Annotated in this window: 18 protein-coding genes; 7 read left to right on the plus strand and 11 right to left on the minus strand. The window is 71.0% G+C overall.

Annotated elements, in window-relative coordinates; genetic code table 11:
* Positions 1 to 10: 10 nt before the first annotated feature.
* The 10 genes from GPA03_RS16075 to GPA03_RS16120 all read right to left on the minus strand — a co-directional run bounded on the left by GPA03_RS16075 (position 11) and on the right by GPA03_RS16120 (position 11,057).
* The gene (locus GPA03_RS16075) at positions 11 to 973 is read right to left on the minus strand and encodes a transketolase family protein (protein ID WP_156253051.1); all 963 of its coding nucleotides are present in this window, start codon (positions 971 to 973) and stop codon (positions 11 to 13) included.
* Positions 973 to 1,905 (minus strand): transketolase, encoded by a 933-nt coding sequence (locus tag GPA03_RS16080; protein ID WP_206673600.1) that lies wholly within the window; start codon positions 1,903 to 1,905, stop codon positions 973 to 975. The genes GPA03_RS16075 and GPA03_RS16080 overlap by 1 nt, the downstream gene beginning before the upstream one ends.
* Positions 1,906 to 1,980: 75 nt before the next feature.
* Entirely contained in the window at positions 1,981 to 4,908 is a 2,928-nt protein-coding gene (locus GPA03_RS16085) for a glycoside hydrolase family 2 TIM barrel-domain containing protein (RefSeq protein ID WP_156253052.1), read from the minus strand.
* 18 nt (positions 4,909 to 4,926) lie between these two features.
* The gene (locus tag GPA03_RS16090) at positions 4,927 to 5,856 is read right to left on the minus strand and encodes an aldo/keto reductase (RefSeq protein WP_156253053.1); all 930 of its coding nucleotides are present in this window, start codon (positions 5,854 to 5,856) and stop codon (positions 4,927 to 4,929) included.
* A 5-nt stretch (positions 5,857 to 5,861) separates the two neighbouring features.
* Complete coding sequence (locus tag GPA03_RS16095; protein ID WP_241681342.1) at positions 5,862 to 6,737, minus strand: carbohydrate ABC transporter permease; 876 nt, start codon at positions 6,735 to 6,737, stop codon at positions 5,862 to 5,864.
* Complete coding sequence (locus GPA03_RS16100; protein WP_156253054.1) at positions 6,734 to 7,633, minus strand: carbohydrate ABC transporter permease; 900 nt, start codon at positions 7,631 to 7,633, stop codon at positions 6,734 to 6,736. Before GPA03_RS16100 ends, GPA03_RS16095 begins: the two co-directional genes overlap by 4 nt.
* Positions 7,634 to 7,744: 111 nt before the next feature.
* Positions 7,745 to 9,082 (minus strand): ABC transporter substrate-binding protein, encoded by a 1,338-nt coding sequence (locus tag GPA03_RS16105; protein WP_156253055.1) that lies wholly within the window; start codon positions 9,080 to 9,082, stop codon positions 7,745 to 7,747.
* A gap of 152 nt (positions 9,083 to 9,234) precedes the next feature.
* A complete protein-coding gene (locus tag GPA03_RS16110; RefSeq protein ID WP_156253056.1) occupies positions 9,235 to 10,218 on the minus strand; it encodes a nucleoside hydrolase in 984 nt (327 codons plus the stop codon).
* A 134-nt stretch (positions 10,219 to 10,352) separates the two neighbouring features.
* The gene (locus GPA03_RS16115; RefSeq protein ID WP_156253057.1) at positions 10,353 to 10,664 is read right to left on the minus strand and encodes a hypothetical protein; all 312 of its coding nucleotides are present in this window, start codon (positions 10,662 to 10,664) and stop codon (positions 10,353 to 10,355) included.
* A 39-nt stretch (positions 10,665 to 10,703) separates the two neighbouring features.
* Positions 10,704 to 11,057, minus strand: coding sequence for a hypothetical protein (locus GPA03_RS16120; RefSeq protein WP_206673601.1), 354 nt, complete (start codon positions 11,055 to 11,057; stop codon positions 10,704 to 10,706).
* 167 nt (positions 11,058 to 11,224) lie between these two features.
* On the opposite strand from GPA03_RS16120, the gene GPA03_RS16125 reads away from it, so the two are divergent.
* Genes GPA03_RS16125 through GPA03_RS16150 form a run of 6 tightly spaced genes read left to right on the plus strand, consistent with a single transcriptional unit; the run spans position 11,225 to position 19,244 of the window.
* Positions 11,225 to 12,049: an FHA domain-containing protein gene (locus GPA03_RS16125; RefSeq protein WP_156253059.1), complete on the plus strand. Its 825-nt coding sequence runs from the start codon at positions 11,225 to 11,227 to the stop codon at positions 12,047 to 12,049.
* Positions 12,049 to 12,555: a hypothetical protein gene (locus GPA03_RS16130; protein WP_156253060.1), complete on the plus strand. Its 507-nt coding sequence runs from the start codon at positions 12,049 to 12,051 to the stop codon at positions 12,553 to 12,555. The genes GPA03_RS16125 and GPA03_RS16130 overlap by 1 nt, the downstream gene beginning before the upstream one ends.
* Complete coding sequence (locus GPA03_RS16135; protein WP_156253061.1) at positions 12,552 to 13,865, plus strand: EsaB/YukD family protein; 1,314 nt, start codon at positions 12,552 to 12,554, stop codon at positions 13,863 to 13,865. The genes GPA03_RS16130 and GPA03_RS16135 overlap by 4 nt, the downstream gene beginning before the upstream one ends.
* Positions 13,862 to 14,710: a hypothetical protein gene (locus GPA03_RS16140; protein ID WP_156253062.1), complete on the plus strand. Its 849-nt coding sequence runs from the start codon at positions 13,862 to 13,864 to the stop codon at positions 14,708 to 14,710. Before GPA03_RS16135 ends, GPA03_RS16140 begins: the two co-directional genes overlap by 4 nt.
* Positions 14,707 to 18,699: a type VII secretion protein EccCa gene (gene eccCa / locus GPA03_RS16145; protein ID WP_156253063.1), complete on the plus strand. Its 3,993-nt coding sequence runs from the start codon at positions 14,707 to 14,709 to the stop codon at positions 18,697 to 18,699. The genes GPA03_RS16140 and eccCa overlap by 4 nt, the downstream gene beginning before the upstream one ends.
* Positions 18,696 to 19,244: a hypothetical protein gene (locus GPA03_RS16150; RefSeq protein ID WP_156253064.1), complete on the plus strand. Its 549-nt coding sequence runs from the start codon at positions 18,696 to 18,698 to the stop codon at positions 19,242 to 19,244. Before eccCa ends, GPA03_RS16150 begins: the two co-directional genes overlap by 4 nt.
* Positions 19,245 to 19,256: 12 nt before the next feature.
* Here GPA03_RS16150 and GPA03_RS16155 read toward each other — a convergent pair whose 3' ends face one another.
* Positions 19,257 to 20,138, minus strand: a complete 882-nt coding sequence (locus GPA03_RS16155; RefSeq protein ID WP_156253065.1) for a sigma-70 family RNA polymerase sigma factor — start codon at positions 20,136 to 20,138, stop codon at positions 19,257 to 19,259.
* Positions 20,139 to 20,217: 79 nt separating this feature from the next.
* Between GPA03_RS16155 and GPA03_RS16160 the strand changes: the two genes are divergently transcribed.
* Positions 20,218 to 21,003, plus strand: coding sequence for an SDR family oxidoreductase (locus GPA03_RS16160; protein WP_156253066.1), 786 nt, complete (start codon positions 20,218 to 20,220; stop codon positions 21,001 to 21,003).
* Positions 21,004 to 21,014 lie beyond the last annotated feature (11 nt).

The raw sequence follows: 21,014 nt of genomic DNA on the forward strand, positions 1-21,014 counted from the left end.
CGTGGGATTCTCATGCTCCGCGTGCCTCGAGCGCGTTGGTTGCCACGCGGACGATGTTGTCAGAGGTGAGGCCGAAGTGCTCGAGCAGCAGGTCGTTGCTGCCGGTGGGGGCGAACTCGGTGAGCCCGAGCGAGACCACCCGGACACCGATCCCCTGCCCGGCCACGAGCTGCGCGACCGCTGCCCCCAGCCCACCGGCGGTGTTCGCCTCCTCCGCCACGACCACCGCGCGGGTGCTGCGGGCGGCGTCGAGGATCGTCGCCTCGTCGAGCGGGGAGATCCAGGCCGCGTTGAGCACACGCGCCGAGAGGCCGGCCTCCGCGAGCTGCCGAGACGCGAGCAGAGCTCGTGAGACGAGGGTCCCGGTCGCGATGATCGCGACGTCGTCGCCGGGCACCGCGACATCGATCCGGCCGCGGACCAGCGTGTCGCCCTCGTTCGTGACGTCCGGAACCTTGTGGCGGCCGATCCGCATGTACGTGGGGCGCGGCTCCGCCACCAGCGCCCGCATCGCCTGGCGGGTCTGCTGCCGGTCGGCGGGCACGATCAGGTCCAGCCCGGGCAGCGCACGCATCCACGAGAGGTCCTCGACAGAGTGGTGGGTCGGGCCGAGCTCGCCGTACGCCATGCCGGGGCTCATGCCGCACAGGATCACGGGATGCTGCGAGTACGCGACGTCGGCCTTGACCTGCTCGGTGGAGCGGCCGGTGATGAAGGGGCCGGCGCCGCAGACGAACGGGATCAGCCCTGTCGAGGCGAGACCGGCCCCGACGCCGACCATGTTCTGCTCGGCGATCCCCACGTTGATGAGGCGATCGGGGAACTCCTCTCGGAAGGCCCCGAGGTTGGAGGATCCGACGGAGTCGTTGCAGACGGCGACGATGCGATCGTCGGCACGTGCGAGCGCAGCCAGCTCCTCGGCGAAGGCGGTCCGGTTGTCGTACCCGGTCGCGGTGGGCTCGTCGACACGCACTACGCGCTCTCCCCCAGCTCGGTGAGCGCGGCGGTGACCTGCTCGGCCGTGGGCACCTTGTGGTGCCACTCGACTCGGTCCTCCATGAACGAGACCCCCTTGCCCTTGATGGTGTTGGCGACGACGGCGACCGGCCGGCCGCTCGTCGACGGCGCGAAGGCCGTCAGCAGCTGCGTGACGTCGTGACCGTCGATCTCGCGGACCTCGCACCCGAACGCGGCGAGCCGCTCCGGCAGCGGGTCCAGCGCGTTGGTGTCCTCGGTGCGGGCGCCCTGCTGCAGCCGGTTGCGATCGACCACGAGGGTGAGGTTGGCGAGGCGGTAGTGGGCGGCCGACATGATCGCCTCCCAGTTGGAGCCTTCCTGCATCTCGCCGTCGCCGGTGACCACGAAGACCCGGTTGCTCCTGCCCTGCAGGCGCAGCCCGATCGCCTGGCCGACCGCGACCGGCAGCCCGTGCCCCAGCGGCCCGGTGTTGGTCTCGACGCCGGGGACCTTGTTGCGATTCGGGTGCCCGTTGAGCGCCGAGAACGGCGCCATGAAGGTGCTCAGCTCCGCGGTCGGGAAGTAGCCGGACTGGGCGAGCGCCGAGTAGAGCGCGGCCGCACAGTGGCCCTTGGACATGATGAAGCGGTCCCGGTCCGGGCGGCTCGGGTCGGCCGGGTCGATGTCGAGGACAGCGAGGTAGAGCGTGGCGAGGATGTCGGAGACCGAGAGATCGCCCCCGATGTGGCCGGCCCGGGCGGAGTCGATGGTGCGTACCACCGACCGGCGCAGCCGCTGCGCGGCCTCGTGGATCAGCCGAGCCTGCTCCGGCTCGTCCGCGGCCGCGATCCTCCCCCGCTCCTGCTGCCAGCGGGCGACCTGGTCGAGGTCAGCGGTCAGCATGGTGCCCCCCATCGGTCCAGTCGTGTTCTCGATCAACGTGTGCATGTATATTCCATATCGAATTGGCTTGCACCATCGTAGCGCGTCCTGGCAAACATCACACCTTCGAGTCCGCCACGGTCAGTCGGTGACCGTGAGGACCACGGCATACCGGGTCGACTCGATCGGGATCTCGTACTGCTCCGGCAGCGCCGGCCCCACCGAGGAGCTGCCGAGCCCGCGCAGCGCGTGGTCGAGGTGCAGGTAGGTCGCCTCACGACGTGGGATCTCGTACGGCTTGCTCGCCCTGTCGAGATCGTGGTTGGTGCAGCGGCGCACGGTCACGTCGATCGGGCCATCGGCGTCGACGCGCAGACCCGGGGTACCGGTGCCCGCGAGCGCGGCCCATCGCACCCGGTGCCTGTTGCCGTTCTCCTGCGGGTGCGGGTAGCTGACGCCGAGGGAGTCGATCGGCAGCGACCACCGGCCCACGCGGGCGGCCTCGCGGCTGTCGGCGTACGCCTCTCCGGGCCCGAGCCCGAACCAGGTCAGCGACTCCAGCGACGCCGGCAGCGCGAGCCGCACTCCCAGTCGCGGCAGCACCACGCGATGGTGCCCGTACGGGGTGTCGTGCCACGGCCCGTCCGGAGTGATGTCGACGGTGAGGCGCACCGACCGTTCGTCGACCGGCGACCACGTGAAGGCCGTGACGAGCCCGAACGGCTGCGTGGCCGGAGCCGTGCGACCGCGGACCGTGACCGAACCGGCGTCGATGTCGAGCCCGTCGACACGGTGCAGCATCCTGTCGAGCCCGACAGCACGCCACATCTTCGCGGTGTTGTTGAGCGCACCCTGCCCGTGGTCGTTCTCGGTCGGCGCGCGCCAGACGTCGAGCTGCAGGTCGGTCAGCGGCAGCTCGCCGAGCGCGCGCACCGCACCGGTGCGGGCGTCGAGCACGAGCGGACCGACGGCGACCGTCTCACCGCGCTGGTCCACGCCCCCAGCCTGGGCGGGGCTGACATGGCGGGGGGCGCCGCCGTCGAGCAGGCCCTGGCCCCACGCGACCACGTGCCCGGCCGGCGCCCACGCGGTGTCCTCGCGCACGGCGGCGGAGACGGTGAGCCATGCCTCGCCGACGCCGCCGGACTCCCCCGGCAGCGCGAGCGGGACCTCCGCCGACTCGCCCGGTGCGAGCACGGGCACGTCGAGGTCACCGCGTGCGACCTCGATCCCGTCACGCTCCAGCACCCATCCGTACGCCAGGCTCGCCGTGTCGCGGACCTGGTAGCGGCTGGTCACGGTGACAGCGCGGCCGCTCACCACGATCCGCACCGGCTCGTTGACCTTGGCGTACTGGGCGAGCCCCGGCGAGGGCGTGCGATCGGCGAACAGCAGACCGTCGTGGCAGTACCGCTGCCCGTTGGGCTGGTAGTCGATGTCACCGCCGTGGCGCACATAGGTCTCGCCCGCCTCGGTGGTGGCGCGGTAGCCGTGGTCGATCCACTCCCACACGAACGCGCCGCAGAAGCGGTCGGAGGAGGCGAAGATCTCCTCGTAGTCGGCGAGCGAGCCGGGCCCGTTCCCCTGCGCGTGCGCGAACTCGCACAGCAGGAACGGCAGTGCTCGACGGCGGCTCTCACCCTCGGGGTTCTCAGCCAGTGCCTCGGGCGTCTCCTCCTCGCGGCGCCCGATCGCGGCGACCTCCTGCAGGGAGGGGTACATCACGCTGTAGAAGTCGCTGTTGTGGTAGGTCCGGTCGCGCTCGTAGTGGATCGGGCGTGACGGGTCGCGGTCACGGACCCACGCCTCGATCGCGTCGAAGCCGACACCACCCTCGCTCTCGTTCGCGAGGGACCAGATGATGATGCTCGGGTGGTTCTTGTCGCGCTCGACCATGCGGGCCGTGCGCTCGATCAGCGCCGGCGTCCACGCCTCGTCGGCGGGCGGGTTGCGCTCCCAGCCGTCGTAGATGAAGCCATGGGTCTCGATGTCGCCCTCTTCGACCACCCACAGGCCGTAGGTGTCGCACAGCGCGAGGAAGTCGGGGTGCGGCGGGTAGTGCGCGGTCCGCACCGCGTTGAGGTTGTGCCGCTTCATCATCAGCACGTCGGTCAGCATGTCGTCGTAGGTCAGGGAACGACCGCGCTCCCAGTGCTGCTCGTGCCGGTTGACCCCCCGCATGCGGATGGGGGTGCCGTTCACCTGCAGGACGCCGTCCGTGATCGAGACCGTGCGGAACCCGATCCGCTGCTCGGCCTCCTCGCCCGCCGCGCGGACGGTGAGGTCGTAGAGCGTGGGGCTCTCGGCGCTCCAGGGCGCCACGTCCGCGATCCGGTGCTCGACGGCGGCGGGCAGCTCCCGCAGTCCTAGCCCAGGCAGGTCGATGCTCGCCTCGAGCGGACCGCCACCGGGGCCCGTCACGTCGACGCGCAGGATGCCCTCGCCGGTGGTGTGGTCGTAGTCCGCATGCACGTGGATGTCGTCGATCGCCCGGCCCTCGAGGAGCAGCACGTCCCGGAACAGCCCCGGCAGCCACCACATGTCCTGGTCCTCGAGATAGCTGCCGGCCGAGAACCGGTAGACCCGCACGGCGAGCGTGTTCTCGCCCTCGCGGAGCAGCTCGCCCACGTCGAGCTCGGCGGGCAGCCGGCTGCCGGTCCACCACCCGATCTCGGTGCCGTTGAGCCAGACCCTCGCCGCCGAGTCGGCGCCCTGGAACAGCAGCGTGGCGCCCTCGCGCCGCCACCCGTGCGGCAGCACGAAGGTGCGCACGTAGTCGCCGGTGGGGTTCTCGTCGGGCACTCGGGGCGGGTCGATCGGGAACGGGTAGGCGGTGTTCGTGTACAGCGGGTCGCCGTATCCCTGCAGCACCCAGTGCCCGGGCACCTCGATCTCGTCCCACTCTGCGGTGTCGGCCCCGGGCAGCGGCCCGGTGCCCTGCGCGGTGGGGCTCAGCCGGAACCGCCAGGTGCCGGACAGGCTCACCGACCTCCGGCTGTGCCGGGCGCCCTGGCTGCGGGGGGTCCGCAGCCCGTGGGAAGGAACGGTGGTCTGGATCGCGTCGGTCATCAGCTGCTCTGGTCGGGGTCAGTCGGTCAAGGTCGAGGGCGGCGTACCCAGCTCCGCGACGTCGTCCCACAGCTGCGGCGGGACCTGCTCGGCGAGCAGCTGGTCCAGCTCGGCGAGCCTCGCGAGGCTGCTGATGCCGACGACCGTGCTGCGCACGGCGGGGCTGCGCATCGAGAATCGCAGCGCTGCGGCGCCCGTGCTCACGCCGTGCTCGGCGCAGAGCTCGCGGAGCCGGCTCACCCAGGTGAGCAGCTCCGGCGGCGCGGCGCGGTAACCGTACCGCGTGGTGTTGGTGGAGCCGTTCGCCAGCAGCCCGCCGCCGAAGGGTGCGGCGTTGAGGACGGTGAGCCCGCGCTCCGCCGCCTCCTGCATGAGCGGCCCTGCCGAGGAGTCGACCAGCGTGTACCTGTTGTGGCTGAGCAGCACGTCGAAGACACCCGTGCGCACGTAGCGCGCGAGGAGGTCGCTGGGGCCGGCCGCCACCCCTACGAGGTCGATCAGCCCTTGCTCGCGAAGCTCGGTCAGCCCCTGCACCGCGCCGCCCGAAGCCATCGCCTGCTCGAACGTGACCGTGTAGGGGTCGTGCAGCTGGTACAGCGGCAGCCGGTCCAGGCCGAGCCGGGCGGTCGACTCCTCGAAGGAGCGCCACACGCGGTCGCGGTCGAAGGCACCGGTCTCGAGGTCGCGATCGGCCTTCGACAGCACCAGCGTGCCCTCGGGCACGCCGCCGAGCTCACCGATCGCGGCACCCAGCGCGGCCTCGCTGCGACCGCGCGCGTACATGTTCGAGGTGTCGACGAGCCCGTGAGGGCTCGTGAGCATACCGACGGCGAGGTCCACCTCGGCGCGCGTCGGGGGCTGGCTCGGATCGCCGTCGGGCCCGAGCTCGCCGAGCCCGGAGGTCCCGATCGTGACCGGGGCGGTCGGCCATCCGGCAGGACCTGTCATCTCTATCATCCCTTGATCGCTCCCGAGGCCATGCCGGCCATGATCTTCTTGCTGAGCATGAGGAACACGATCAGCGTGCCGAACACGTTGAGGCAGATCGCTGCGAACAGCGGCCCGTAGTTGGTGGCACCGTACTCACCCGAGAAGTTCAGCAGGCCGACCTGGATCGTCGCCAGGTCGGGGTTGGTCACGAACGTGAGCGCGACCAGCAGGTCGTTCCAGATCGAGAAGAACTGGACGAGGCCGAGCGTCACGATCGCGTTGGAGACCATCGGGATGCCGATGGCCCAGAAGGAGCGCAGCATGCTGGCGCCGTCGATCGTGGCGGCCTCGAAGACCTCGCGCGGGACCGAGCGGAAGTAGGCCGCCATCATGAACACGGTCAGCGGCAGGCCCATCGCCGTGTAGGTGAGGATGAAGGGCCAGTAGGTCTCGGTCAGGCCGAGCCGGAAGTACGAGATGAACAGCGGCACCAGCAGCATCTGGCCGGGCACCATGATGCCGGCCAGGAACAGCAGCAGGGTGGTGTTGCGCCCCTTCCACACCATCACCTCGAGCACGAAACCGGCGGCCACACCGATCAGCAGCAGCAGGAACAGCGAGGGCAGGGTCGCGATCACCGAGTTGCGCACGTTGGTCGCGAAGTTGCCGGTGACCCATGCCTCGAAGTAGTTGTTCCACTGCCACTGCGCGGGCAGATCGAAGATGCCGCCCGTCAGGAACTCGTTCTGGGTCTTGAAGGAGCTGATCAGCAGCCAGACCATCGGTGCGGCCATCACGAAGATCAGCAGCGCCGTCAGCACCCAGATGATGATCTTGCCCGGGGTCACCCGAGAGGATCGACGGCGGCGGCGCACCACCGGTGCGGTTGCAGCGGTCACTTCTTCGCACCTCCCGAGGCCGTGATGTCGCGCCGCGAGGAGCGGAACACGAGGATCGTGATGAGGAACGCCACCACCGTGAGAGCCAGCGCGAGCGTGGAGCCGTAGCCATACTCGTTGTAGGTGAAGGTGGTCCGGAACATGTAGAGGGTCAGCGGTGTCGTGTCGTTGCCCGGGCCACCGTTCGTCAGGGCGATGACCGAGTCGAACACCTTGAACGTCGAGTTGATCGCGAACACCACGGCCGCGAGCAGCACCGGCAGCGACAGCGGGATGATCATGTGCCGCACCAGGCGTAGCCCGTTGGCGCCGTCGATCCGCGCCGACTCGATCAGCTCCTCGGGGATGTCGACCAGGCCCGCGAACAGCAGCACCGCGAAGAAGCCCATCGACTTCCACACGTCCATGATCATGAACACCCAGAACGCCGTGGTGGCGTCGCCGAGCCAGTCGATGCTCTGACCGCCGAAGAACTCGATCAGCGCGTTGACGGGGCCGGGCTGCGGGTTGATCGCGAAGAGCCGCTTGAACAGCTGCGCGACCGCCACCGTCGGCAGGATGACCGGGAAGAAACAGATCGTCCGCACGATCACCGATGACCGCTTCAGCGCGAACACGTACAGCAGCGCCAGCAGGTATCCAGCGCTCACCTGGAGCACGGTCGCAACGGCCGCGTACCTGAAGGAGAAGGTCAGCGACTCCCAGAAGTTGCTGTCCCCGATCAGGCGGGTGAAGTTCGCGAAGCCGGCCGGGGTGAACCCGCGCAGCACGTTCCCCTCGAAGAACGTCAGCCCGAGCGACCAGAAGATCGGCACGACCTTGATCGCGGTGTAGAACAGCAGCGCGGGTGCGAGCAGAAGAATGATCGTCTTCCTGTCGCCCAGGACGCTCCGCATAGCCGGCCCTCCTCGTGGTCATGTCATCGCGCCCGGTGGCGCGGCCGTGGATCGTTGCGGTACGGCGTGCTGCGGTGCGGGCACCGGGGCGCCCGCACCGCAGCAACGCGATCAGCCGTCGGCTGCGATGGCCTCGTCGAGGAGCGAGGCGTAGTCCTCGGGCGAGATGCCGCCGTCGAGGAGCGGACCGGCGTTGGTGCCGGCCGCGTCACCGAAACGGGCGCCGAACGGGGCCTCGAACCAGATGACCGCGCCGGTGGCGCCCTCCATCTGGCCCACGATGTCGCTCACGAGCTCCGGGGTCTCGACCTCGGTGTTCTGGGCGAAGCCAGAGATCGCGCCCTGGTTCTCCATCAGGCTGCTGCCGTAGTTCTCGGAGATGCAGACCAGCCAGTCACCGACCTTGTCGTTGTACAGGTCGGCGGACAGCGCGGTCACGGTGCCGGTGTTGGCCGGGTAGTCGGCGATGCTGCCGGAGCCACCCTCGACCTCGGGGAACGGGAAGAAGCCGAACGCGTCGGGGCCGAGCGGGTTCTGACCCTCGTCATAGACCGAGGAGAGCGTCCACGAGCCGTTGTACATCATGCCCACGTTGCCCGCGAAGAACTGCGAGGTCATGGTGTCGGAGTCGCGCGAGGTGAGGCCTTCGCCGAAGTAGCCCGCCTCACCGAGGGAGGCGACCTCCTGGATCGCCTCGAGGTACTCGGGGTCGGCGAACCCGGCGTCGCCGGCGACCACGTTCTGGAGCGCGTCGACGCCCTGCGACCGGGCGAGGTAGCTGCTCAGGTAGCGCGTGATGGTCCAGCCCTGGGTGCCGGCGGCGGTCAGCGGCTGCAGGCCCGCTGCGTCGAGAGTCGCGGCGGCCTCCTTGAAGTCGGCCCACGTCGTCGGCACCTCGATGCCGTTCGCCGCGAAGACCTCCTTGTTGTACCAGAAGCCCTCGATGTTGTACTGGAACGGGACCGAGACCATCGAGCCGTAGATCGTCTTCACGGTCTCGGCGGCGGCGGGAAGCACGTTCTCCATGATCCCGAGCTCGTCGAAGGTGGCCTCGAGGTCGAGCAGCTTGCCCGACTCGTACATGTCGCCACCGACCTTGGACTCCGTGGTGGGCGAGATGAACATGACCGGGAGCGCGTCCTGGCTGGCCAGCAGCGGCACGCGGTTGTTGACCTCGGCCTGCGGGATCGACTCGATGGTCAGCGGGAGCGCGGCGTTGGCGTCGGCGCACGCGCCCTCCGAGAGCCGGGTCAGCTCTTCGCTGATCTGGGGGTTCTCGGTGATGGTGAGGAAGCTGAACTCGGTCGCGCCACCGTCGGCGTCGCCGCCGGTCGAGTCGTCCGAGTCACCGCCGGCGGGGCCGCAGGCGGTGACGATGAGTGCGAGCGCTGCAGCTCCCGCGACGGCGGGGGCGAGGCGGCTGCGCATGAAGCGAGACGTTCGGGACATGGGTCCTCCTTGACAGGCAACATTGAATCGTTGCAAGCGGGATCGTAGGCACGGACCCTGCGTGAGTCAAGTCCTGTCGGTATTGAATAGACATGCGTTGCCAGATCGTTGCAGGACGCCTGCCGCCGTCACCGACTCGTGACCAGCCGCGGTCAGGCAGTGGTGGCGAAGGCCCTGATCTTCGCGAACATGTCCTCGAACAGGTAGCGCATGTCGAACGTCTCGACCACATCGACGGTGCAGCCGGCCGCGCCCTCGGTGAGCGAGCCATCCGCGGCGAACCGCGGCGCCGGGCGCCGGCGGATGACGCCGCCGCTCCCGTTGAGCACCAGCCCCACGGCGGGCGAGTCGCCCAGCGAGCGGCGCTCGATGGCCGAGCGGTTCCAGCGCGCGTTCCACTCGATCATCTGGCGCACGAGATAGGCGCCGAGCTCGCCGGCCCCACCGATCTTCTCCTCGAGCTCGTGGTAGCCCACCGAGCACATCCGATAGGTCGTCTCCGGCACCTGGATCACCCGGAGGCCGGAGCTGAGCACCACGTTGGCCGCCGCGATGTCGTTGGACAGGTTGAACTCGATCCCGGCCTCACCCCCGGTGCGCCCGAGCAGACCGTCGTAGGGGCCCCCGCCGATCCAGATCACCGTGAGGCCACGCTCCACGAGACGCGGCTCGAGCAGCAGCGCCGAGGCGACCGTGCTCAGCGGCCCGAGCACCAGGACCGACAGCGGGCTGTCCTCGGCGAACGACTCCTCGATGATCAGCCGTGCACCCTCGCACTCGATCGGGGTCCGCTCGTCGGGGATCCAGGTCGCCGCGCCGTCGGCAGCGCGCGTGGTGGTGTCGCCGAGCAGGGCGAGCAGCCGGTCGATCTCGGCGCGGCTGTCCGCCATGCTCGTGGTGCTGCGGCGCAGCCCGAAGTGCGCTGCCACCACCCCCCGCACGTCGAGCGTGGGCGAGAGCAGGGCGTGCACGATCGCGAACTGGTCGTCGCACTCGTTGGCCGCGTCCGTGTCGACGATGACACGGTGCCGCGGCGGCGGCACCTCGTTGGGCTGGTCCTGCGCGGTCGGCGGGTTGAGGCTGGAGGTCTGTCGCGCACGGGCAAGGGCGTCGAGAGCTTCACGGTGCGAGGTCATGTGTCCTCAGCGTAGTCCTACCCATCACTGGGTATGTATGCGTCCTTCGGATGCAGGAACGGCAACGGCGCCGCCTGACCCTCGTCGGGTCCGACGGCGCCGTCAGCGAGCGCCCGGCTGTGCCGTGGTGCGGGTCAGGCTCCGGGGATCAGCGACGCAGCGCGGTTGAGCGCGGCGATCGCGATCTCGTCGTTCTGCTCCAGCGAGGACCTCAGCGCGGTGATGATCCCGCGGATCTCGATACCTGCCGTGTTCCACTGGGCCTCGACCCCGGCGTACTGGTCCGAGACGCCGTCGGCCTGGTAGGCGGCCATGGCGTTGCGGACATCGGTCTCGCGGCGGTTGAGGACGGCCTCGAGCTGGCCGGCGATCGTGTTGAAGTTCTCCTGAGCGGTCTGCGACGAGGCGACGTCGTAGTCGTTGCGCTCCTGGCGGTTGCCGTACATGTGATGCTCCGTTCGTCAGTCAGTGGTCGGGGTGCCGGATCAGACAGCGCTCGCGCCGCCGCTGAAGCGCGAGGTGTCTGCGCCGGCGAAGTCGGCAGCGCCCTCGCCGCTGGTGTGCACGGTCGCCGAGTCGTCGGCAGCGTTCACGAACGTCGTGTGCTGGCCGGCGATCGACCCGGTGATCGAGACGAGCGAGTTGTTCAGCGTGGTGCTGATGTCGTCGACCCGGCTCTTGAAGCGGTTGAACGCCGCCTTGCCCGGCCCGTTGAACGTGCCCTCCAGCGCCTCGGCTGCGGTGTACAGCTGGCGGACCAGCGCGCCGAGGTCCTCCGACTCGGTGACGGTCTTCTTGCCGAGGACCGACAGCACGTCGGCTTCCATCGAGAACTTCATGTTCATTGTTCTTGTCCCTCCCAGGCACGATGAGCTCGTTGCGTCGACACTAAGGGACATCACGGGGCGCTGCCAGGGGAGTCCTCCCCATCTGTGGACACAGGCATGATGGGGACCGCGTCGAGGCGCTACCGTCGCCATGTCCCGCCGATCCTTGGAGCAGCTGCGTGCACGCCTACCGTCAGCTCACCGAGCCGCCCGGCCCCAGCCGGGCCGTGCTCGCTGATCGGCGACCGCTGCCCCGCGACCTCGTGCTCGCGGGCACCAGGCCCGCCTCCGGGCTCTGGGCAGCGCTCGACGGCGTCGCGATCCTTCTCGGGGCGGCCGCAGGTTTCCTGGTCGGCTCGCTCCTCGAGGTGGTGCCCACGGTTCTCGCGGTCCTCGCCGGCCTCATCGTCCTCGCCGTGGTGCTGATCGATCTGCTGCGCTCGGGTCGCACGATCGGGCACCGCATCCTCGGGACGCGCACGGTGGATCCCGCGACCGGCCTGCCCGCCACGATCGCCGGGCTCGCGCGCACCCGCACCATGGACATCCGCGGTGGGCGCGACCCGGTCAGGCTCACCCCGAGCACCGGCGAGCTCGCACCGAACCAGGGCGACCAGTGGCGGCTCACAGCCTCGCGCGCACTCGACGCGCCCGTCGTCCTCACGCTCGACAACGGCATGGCGTTCAGCCTGGTCGGGCCGACCGTGATCGGCCGCAACCCGGCGCAGATCGAGGGATCCTCGCACCTGCTCCAGCTGCCGGACCTCACCCGCACGGTGTCCAAGAGCCACGCGCTGCTCGAGCCGCAGGGCGGCATGCTCTGGGTCACCGACCTAGGTTCGATGAACGGCACGGCCGTGGCCGAGGACGGCGGTGAGCTGGAACCGCTCGCGGCCCACGTGCGCACGGTCGTGCGGCTGGGCGCGACGCTCGAGTTCGGCGACCGCATCGCCACGATCGGGTCCGCCGCCCGGCAGCCGGCCACCGCAGGAGGGGGACGCTGATGGAGCAGGACAAGATCATCATCCAGACGACGAAGACGCACCGTGCGCGCCTGTCGTCGGCCCTCTCGCACGGCGCGCTCGGGCGCCGTCGCAGCGTCAACACCAACATCAAGCGGCTGATCGGCTCTGTGGTGCTCGCCGCCGTCATCTGCGGCGTGTGCGTGGGATACGGGTTCGTCATGGACCTGCTGCTTCGCCAGAAGGAGGACCAGGCCGTGGCCGCGTTCCAGTCGCAGCTCTCCTCCAACCCGCTCCCGGAGACAGCGACCCGCACGCTCGACGAGGAGACCGGCTTCCTCGTGGACTCCGAGACCGGCGAGTGGATCGACCCGCAGACCGGCTTCATCATCGACCCGGAGACCATGCTGGCGACCGACCCCGACGGCAACACGATCGACCCACGCCTGGACTGGTTCTACGACCCGGCCACTGGCTACTACACCGACCCCAAGACCGGCGTCACGATCGACCCGGTCACCCTGAACCCTGTGAGGGATGAGCAGTGACCGAGTACACCCGGGTCACGATCCAGGGCGAGGGCCGCAAGGCCGATCTCGTGCTGCCCGACGACGAGCCGATCGCGGCCGTGCTGCCGGAGGTCCTGTCCCTCCTGGACGAGACCACCGACCGCTCCTCGCGCCCCGTCGTGCTGATGACGAGCGTGGGCGAGCAGCTCTCACCCGCGCTGACCCTCGCCGAGCAGGAGGTCGAGCACGGCACCCTGCTGCGGCTGGTCCGTGTCGACGAGGCGCCGCCGCCGCCCGAGGTCGCCGACGTCACCGACCTCATGGGCGAGGCCGCCGAGAACCGTGCCGACGCCTGGCGCCCGTTCTGGGGTACCGCTGCGGCTGCGGCCGTCGCCGCGCTCGCCGGGTACCTCGTGGGGCCGGCCGCCATCCTCAACGGGTACTCGATCTCCCAGGTCGGGATCGGACTGCTCGTGCTCGTGGTGCTCGCCGTGCTGGCTGCCCGACGGCGTCACCACGCTCCTGCTGTCGTTCTCACCGCCGCTGTGGTCGGTGGCCTGGCCGTGGTCACGGGGTTCGCGCTCGTGCAGACGAGCCTCGCGCACCCGGGTGCGACCGCGCTGGTCTGGTTCGGCCTGGCAGGCCTGGTCATCGGTGTGGTCGCCGCGATCGGCTTCAAGGACGTCCCGGTCGCCGTCGGTGGCGGGACGGCCCTGGTACTGACCGCTGCGTGGATCCTCATGCACCAGGCGGGCATGCAGACGGTGCACGTCGCCGCCTGGATGGCGATCGCCGGCGTCGCGCTGCTCGGCCTGCTGCCCGGGATCGCAATGACCGCGAGCGGGCTCACCGGCCTCGACGACCGCGTGGTCGAGGGCGAGCGGGTCTCGCGCCCGGCCGTGGAGCGCGCTGTCGACGGCACCCACCGCGCGCTGACCTGGGCCACCGTCGCGATCGTGCTGCCCACGTCGCTGAGCGCCTGGATGCTCGCGACCAGCGGCGAGGCGGCCGGCCAGGGGATCTGCGCCGCCGTCGCCGTCATCCTCCTCATGCGCACGCAGGTCCTGCCGCTCGCGCCGCAGCGGCTCGCACTGATCGCCGGCGGCGTGGTGCCGCTGGTCACGCTGGCGTTCACAAGCCTGATGTCACCGGGTTCGGCGACCCTGGCTGCGATCGGTGTCATCGTGGTGCTCACGGTGCTCGTGGGGGTGCACCTGTCCGAGAACAACAGGGCGCGCCTGCGCCGCCTCGCGGGGCTGCTGGAGATGCTCGCGGTGATCTCGCTGGTGCCGCTGCTGCTCTGGCTGCTGGGCATCTTCGCCGACCTGGTGGCACGGTTCACGTCATGAGGGGTGCCTGGGGGCTGGTCGCTGCCGCACGGCCGCGTCGGATCAACGAGCTGCGCCGACTCGACGACGAGGTCCGCCGGCCGCTCGCGCTGTCGACCCGTGTCGGGTTCGTCGGCACCGCGGGCGGCGTCGGCTGCTCCACCGCCGCGGGCCTGGCCGCGAGCGTGCTCGCACGGCGCCGGAGCGGCCGCGTGCTTGCGGTCAACGCCTCGGGCGCGCCACGCTCGCTGCTGTGGCACGCCGGCCTGCTGAGCGAGGCGGCCACCACGATGGAGCAGGATGGTCGCCGCGCCTCGGCCGGGAGCGCGGCGGAGGCCCTCGACGGGCTGGCCTGCGCACCGTCCGGGCTGTACGGTATCGACCTCACCCGTCAGACACAGACCGACGACACGCGGTGGTGGGAGGCGGTCGCGCCGTCGAGCCGCTTCTTCGACTTCGTCGTCACGGACTGGGGCGTGCGTGACGTCGCGGCGCTCGGTCACGTGGTCGCGGCGAGCTCGGTGCTCGCGATCGCGATGACCCCCGACCGGGTCTCGCTGCAGCACGCCGTCGACCTGGCCTCGGCGGCATACGCGGCCGCGGTGCCGGCCGTCGGGGTGCTGCTGCCGACCCGCGGCCGGGTGCCCTGGGGTGTCTCCGCGGCGGTCCGCGCGTTCCCGATCCCCGTGGTGCGGTTCCCCCGTGATCGTGCGCACGGCGCGGCCCGGCCGGTCCCCAGCACCAAGCTCCGCGACCGCACCAACCTGGCGGCCATCCGGCTCGCGGCCGGGCTCGTGTCCGCGGCTGCCGCCCGCCGCACCCAGACCGCACGCGAGCACACCACCGAGGAGGTGACGGCGTCATGACGATGAAGACCGTCCACCGCCCCACGCGGGAGACCCTGCCGCTCGAGCACCCCGACCCCGACACGATCGCCGCTCCCCCGCCGCTCGGCGAGGACACCGGCGGCATGCCGATGCAGATGCTGCTCCCGGTCATGGGGGCCTGCACCTCGGTGCTGATGATGGTCGTGCTCAGGCGTGGACAGCCCCTGTTCCTGGTGATCGCCGCGCTCGTGTTCGTGGTCGCGATCGTCGGCGGCATCGGGTTCGCGCTCAGCTCACGCGGCAGGGCACGCAAGCAGGAAGCCCAGAAGCGCGAGCTCTACCTCGACTACCTCGAGCGGGTGCGCGGCGAGTTCGCCGCCCGCACCGCCGGGATCCGCCACGCCGCCGGTGTGCTGCACCCGCAGCCGAGCGCGCTGATGTCGATGATCCGTGACCCCAAGCGGCTCTGGGAGCGCCGGCGCCGCGACGTCGACTTCCTCGACGTGCGCGCCGGGCTCGGCACGATGCCGTGGTTCGAGGTCCGTGTGCCCGACCCGGAATCGCCCGTGCAGCCGCACGACCCGATCCTGCTCGCCGAGGCCAGGCTGATCGCGGAGTCGTGCTCGCAGGTGGAGTCGATGCCGATGTCGGTCGGCCTGCGGCAGGCGGGTGTGGTCGCCGTGATCGGTGACCGCGAGCGCGGTGCCGCACTGATCAGGGCGATGCTGCTGCAGGTCGCAGCCCTGCACGCACCCGACGACGTGGGCATCGCGCTGGCCTTCCCGCCGGAGCACGCCTCCGACTGGGCGGGCGCGGACCTGCTGCCCCACACGCAGGAGCCCGAGCTCTTCGACGGGCCGGTGCCCGCGCGCCGGATCGCCCCGAGCGTCGAGGGCCTCGGCCGAGTGCTGGGCCAGACGTTCACCGACCGCGTCCAGGCCGCGAACAGCACGCGGCGCGCGGGCCAGCAACGCAACCAGCCGCCGCACATGGTGATCGTGGCCGACGACCACGGCCAGATCGCTTCCTCGCTGCCGATCGGCAGCAACGTGCCGCTGCGCGAGCTCGGCATCACGGTGATCCACCTGCTCTCGGACCGTCTGCACGAGCCGGGCGACGTGGACGTCAGGATCACGCTCGAGGAACCTGCCGACGGCGACGATGCGGACGCCCGCCCGACGCTCGCCAGGATGAGCACCGCACCGGGTACCCGGGAGGCTGTCGAGGTCACGATGCGGCCCGACGCCGTCGACGGGCCCGAGTTCGCCGCGACGGCGCGAGCGATGGCCGCGCTGCGCGTGACCCTGATCGCCTCGCGCGACGAGCAGGGTGACGCGACGCTCGAGATCGAGGACCTCCTCGGCCTCTCGGACCCGACCGACTTCGATCCCGAGGACCTCTGGAAGCCGCGCTCGCCCGCGGATTTCCTGCGCGTGCCGTTCGGCATCGACGATCTCGGAAACCCCGTGCTGCTCGACATCAAGGAGAGCGCCCAGCTCGGCATGGGACCGCACGGCATCTGCATCGGTGCCACCGGCTCCGGCAAGTCCGAGATGCTGCGCACGCTGATCCTCTCGCTCGCGCTCAGCCACCCGCCCGAGGATCTATCGATGATCCTTGTCGACTACAAGGGCGGTGCGGCGTTCGCGCCGTTCGAGGGGCTGCCGCACCTGGCCGGCCTCATCGACAACCTCGCCGACGACCCGCAGCTCACCACGCGCGCACGATCCTCGATCCAGGGCGAGGTGGTGCGGCGCCAGCAGCTGCTCAAGCAGGCCGGTTCGGCGCCGTCGATCACGCACTACCGCGAGCTGCGCGAGGAGAACCCCGACCTGCCGGTGCTGCCGCACCTGTTCGTGGTCATCGACGAGTTCGGCGAGCTGCTGACGGCGGAGCCCGACTTCATCGACCTGTTCCTGCAGATCGGGCGCATCGGCCGGTCGATCGGCGTCCACCTGCTGCTGTCCAGCCAGCGCATCGAGGGTGGCAAGCTCCGCGGGCTCGACACCTACCTGTCCTACCGGCTGGGGCTGCGCACGTTCTCGGAGTCGGAGTCGCAGGTCGTGCTGAACACGCCCGACGCGTTCCACCTGCCGGCGCTGCCCGGCTACGGCTATCTCAAGGTCGACACCAGCGTGTACACGCGCTTCCGCGCCGGGTTCGTCTCCGGGCCGGTGGTCCGGAACCGACCGGCCATCCAGGAGGAGGACAGCTCGCCGCAGCCGATGCTGCTGCCCCTGTACAACGGGATCAAGCGCGACCGCGGCGACCAGAGCCCTGCGCTCGCACCGCTGACGAGACCGGACACCTCGCTGACCGTGGTCGAGGCGGCCGTGGAGCGCACACGCGACGACGATCGCGCGGTGCGGCCGGTGTGGCTGCCGCCGCTGCCCGAGCGGCTGGCGCTCGGCTCGGTCGTCGACCGGGCCACCGCCCGCGACACCGCGCTGACGTTCGCGATGGGGCTGGTCGACGACCCCGAGCACCAGGCCCAGGACCCGTGGCTGCTCGACCTCACGCGGGCAGGCGGCCACGCCACGATCGTCGGCGCGCCCCAGACCGGGCGCAGCACGATGCTGCGCACGATCGCGGCGTCGCTCTCGCTCAGCTACACACCGCGTGAGGTGGCCATCTACGGCATGGACCTCACGACCGGTGGTCTGCAGCGCATCGAGGGCTTCCCGCACGTGGGTGGCGTCGCGACCCGGTCCAACCGGGACCGGCTGCGGCGGCTGCTCGAGGAGCTCGCCGGCATGCTCGCGATGCGCGAGATCGTCTTCCGCGACCGCGGCATCGACTCGATGGCGCAGCTGCGGTCGATGCACGCCGCCGGCCGGGTGCCCGAGCTACCGGCCGCCGACATCGTGCTGCTGGTCGATGGCTACGGCGCGATCCGGCAAGACTTCGAGGAGCTCGAGGACCAGTTCGTCGAGATCATGATGCGGGCCTCGAGCTTCGGCATCCACCTCGTGCTCGGGCTCACGCGCTGGAACGAGCTCAGGATGGCGCACCAGGCCCTGTTCGGCACCCGCATCGAGCTGCGGCTGAACGAGCCTGCCGACTCGAGCATCGACAGGAAGCTGGCGGCGCTGCTGACCGCGGACCGGCCCGGGCGGGTGCTGCTCGACAACAAGCAGATCGCCCAGGTGGCGCTGCCGGTGCTCGACGTCGTCCCCGACGACGAGGTGGCCGAGGAGCTCGAGGAGCTCGCCACGCGCACCGCGGAGTCGTGGAGCGGCCCCTCCGCGGCCCCGATCCGGCTGCTGCCGCTCACCCTGTCGCCCGCCGACCTCCCGCCGGCGTTCGAGGAGCCCGACGTGGTCCCGCTCGGGCTGCGTCAGGACACGATGGAGACGGCGGTGTGGGACTTCCACGGCGAGGACCAGCACCTGCTCGCCTTCGGTGACACCAAGTCGGGCAAGTCGACCCTGCTGCGCACGATCGCCGTCGGGCTCATGGAGCGCTTCACGCACGAGGAGCTGGCGATCGCGGTCATCGACCCGCGTGGCCGGGTCCCCGGCATCATCGGCGACGAGTACCTGGCCGCGCACGCCCGCAACGCGGCGCAGGCGCGCGGGCTGTGCACGACGATCGCGAGCGAGCTCGAGAAGCGACCGGGGCTCGACCCGAAGGCCCGGGCGCAGTCACCTCGGATCGTGCTGCTGATCGACGACTACGACATCGTGGGCGCCGGTGGCACCGACCCGCTGGCACCGCTGCTGCCGCACCTGCCGAACGCGCGTGACCTCGACCTGCACCTGGTGCTGACCCGCCCGGTCGCGGGCTCGGGGCGCGCGATGTACGAGATGTTCCTGCAGGTGCTCCGCGACACCGGGGGCTCGCTGCTGGTGATGTCCGGCGAGCGCAGCGAGGGCCAGATCGCGCCGCGCGTGTACGCCGAGCGGATGCCGCCCGGCCGTGGCCGGTTCCTGCGTCGCGGCGAGCGCCCCCACATCATCCAGATCGCCAACACGCCGGAGCCGACGCCCGCCGAGGCGGCTGCCGCTGCCCGTGAGGGTGGGTCGTGAAGACGCTCGCGGTCGTCGGGACCGCCGGCGGGGTGGGCACCACCACGGTCGCCGCGCTCGCGTTCGCCGGGCTGCGGCAGCACCCGCACGGCTCGCCGATGCTCTACGCCCGCCCGAGCGCGCGGCTGCTCGACCGCGTCGGTGACGACGAGGTGCCCGCGCTCAACGGTGACCTCGCGATCTGGGACGCCGGCCCGCACACCCCCGAGAGCGCGGCCGCCCTGCTCGAGGCCGGCGGTTGCGCGGTGGCCGTGGCGGCACCCGCGACGCCGCTGGGCGTGGCGGACGCCGCCACCTTCCTCAGCACCGCCTCCGAGCTCGGCGAGGAAGCCTTGGCGGGCATCGCCGTCGTGCTCTCCCAGGTGAACGGGCCGGGTCCCGCTGTCCCGACGACGGCGATCCCCGCCCCCATGCTGCTGCGACTCCCCTACGACCCGCGCCTCGCCGCACCCGGCCCGGTCCCGGCGACGGCGAACCTCGCCGGCCGCACCCGCACCGCCGTCATCTCCTGGCAACGCCGCGCCGGCGCGCTCCTGACCCCCTGAGGCGGGCGCGCCTCAACGAGACGCCCCGCCGAGGACCTGCTGCACCCCGAGCGCCTCGAGGTGCTCCGGGTCGGCAAGGACGTCGAGCGCCACGATGCGGTCGCCGTCGATCGTGAAGGCCATGATCGAGACCACCCGCTGACCGATGACCGCGGCGACCCCCGGCCGCCCGCCGATGAGGATCGGCCTCGAGTGGGCGGCGAGCCGGCCCGACAGGACCGCCTGCTCCGCGATCGCTCGTGCACCCTGGACGACCTGTGTGGTGGCGCCGTGGTCGGCATGCAGCACCGCACCGTCGTCGAGCAGTGAGAGCAGCGCGCCGAGGTTGCCCTCCTGGGCGGCCGTCAGCCAGGCCTCGACGATGCGCCTGCCGCGCTCGCGGTTCGGCCGTGCCGGCTCGTCGGCGCCACGCACCCGCCGGCGCCCGCGGGAGGCGAGCTGGCGGGCCGCCTCCGGCGACCGGTCGAGCACGGTCGCGATCTCCTCGAACGGCCGGTCGAAGACGTCGTGCAGCACGAAGGCGATCCGCTCCGCGGGACTGAGCGTCTCCAGCAGCACGAGGAGCGCGACGCTGACCTGATCGCTCTGGGCGACCAGCTCGGCGGGGTCCTGCTCGGCGGCCACCGGTTCGTCGCGCCACGGCTCCACCTGCCAGGAGTGCTCGCGCTTGCGCCGCGGCGCGCGCAACATGTCGAGGCTGACGCGGGACACCACGGTGGTGAGCCACGCCGAGAGGTTCTCGATGTCTTCGTCGCCCGAGCGGTCCAGCCGCAGCCAGGTCTCCTGCAGGGCGTCGTCAGCATCGGCGGTGGACCCGAGCAGCTTGGTCGCGATGGCGTGCAGCCGGGGCCGCTCGGTCTCGAACCGCCGGGCAAGGATTCTTCGATCGGTCATGTCACGTCTCCTCGATGTCGATCGTCAGGACCTCGACGCGGGAACGTCCCGTGTTGTGACACTCGAAGGACAGACAAACATGACTGCACCCATTCTCGTGACCGGCGGCACCGGGACGATCGGCCGCCGGGTCGTACCGCTGCTGCGAAACGCAGGCCAGGACGTGCGCGTCCTCTCCCGCCGGGGCGGTCTGGACGAACCGGGCCTGACGCACGTCGAGGGCGACACCGTCGCCGGGCGCGGCCTCGCCGAGGCGCTCGAGCACGTGGACGTCGTGCTGCACCTCGCGGGCGGCGCCAAGGGCGACGACACCGCGGCCGGCAACCTCGCGGCGGCCGCCCACGATGCCGGAGTGCGGCACCTCATCCTGATCTCGGTGGTCGGCGCCGACACCATGCCGATCGGCTACTTCCGCGCCAAGGCGGACGCCGAGCGCGCGATCGCGGGGTCAGGCGTGCCCTGGACGGTGCTGCGCGCCGCCCAGCTGCACGAGTTCGTGCTCCCCGTGGTCCGCGGCATGGCCACGCTCCCGCTGCTGCCGCTGCCCGGCGGTCTGCGCTTCGAGCCGATGCACGTGGACGAGGTGGCAGCCCGGCTCGCCGAGCTCGCGCTGGGCTCGCCCTCCGGTCGGGTCGCCGACATCGCCGGCCCGGACGTGCTGGACGTCCGGCAGCTGGCCGATGCCTATGTCGAGGCGATGGGCAAGCGCCGCCGTCGCGGCGTGCCCGTCCGCATCCCCGGTGCCGCCGGGCGCGCCTACCGCGCCGGCGACAACCTGGCCGGTGCGTCCGTGCAGCGTGGCGAGCGGAGCTGGTCGGACTTCCTGGCCGAGCTGACGGCGAGCACAGCGGGCGTGCTGCGGTGACGCCCGCCCCG

It is taken from the genome of Pseudactinotalea terrae, from assembly GCF_009733845.1.
GTDB classification, from domain to species: Bacteria; Actinomycetota; Actinomycetes; order Actinomycetales; family Beutenbergiaceae; genus Pseudactinotalea; species Pseudactinotalea terrae.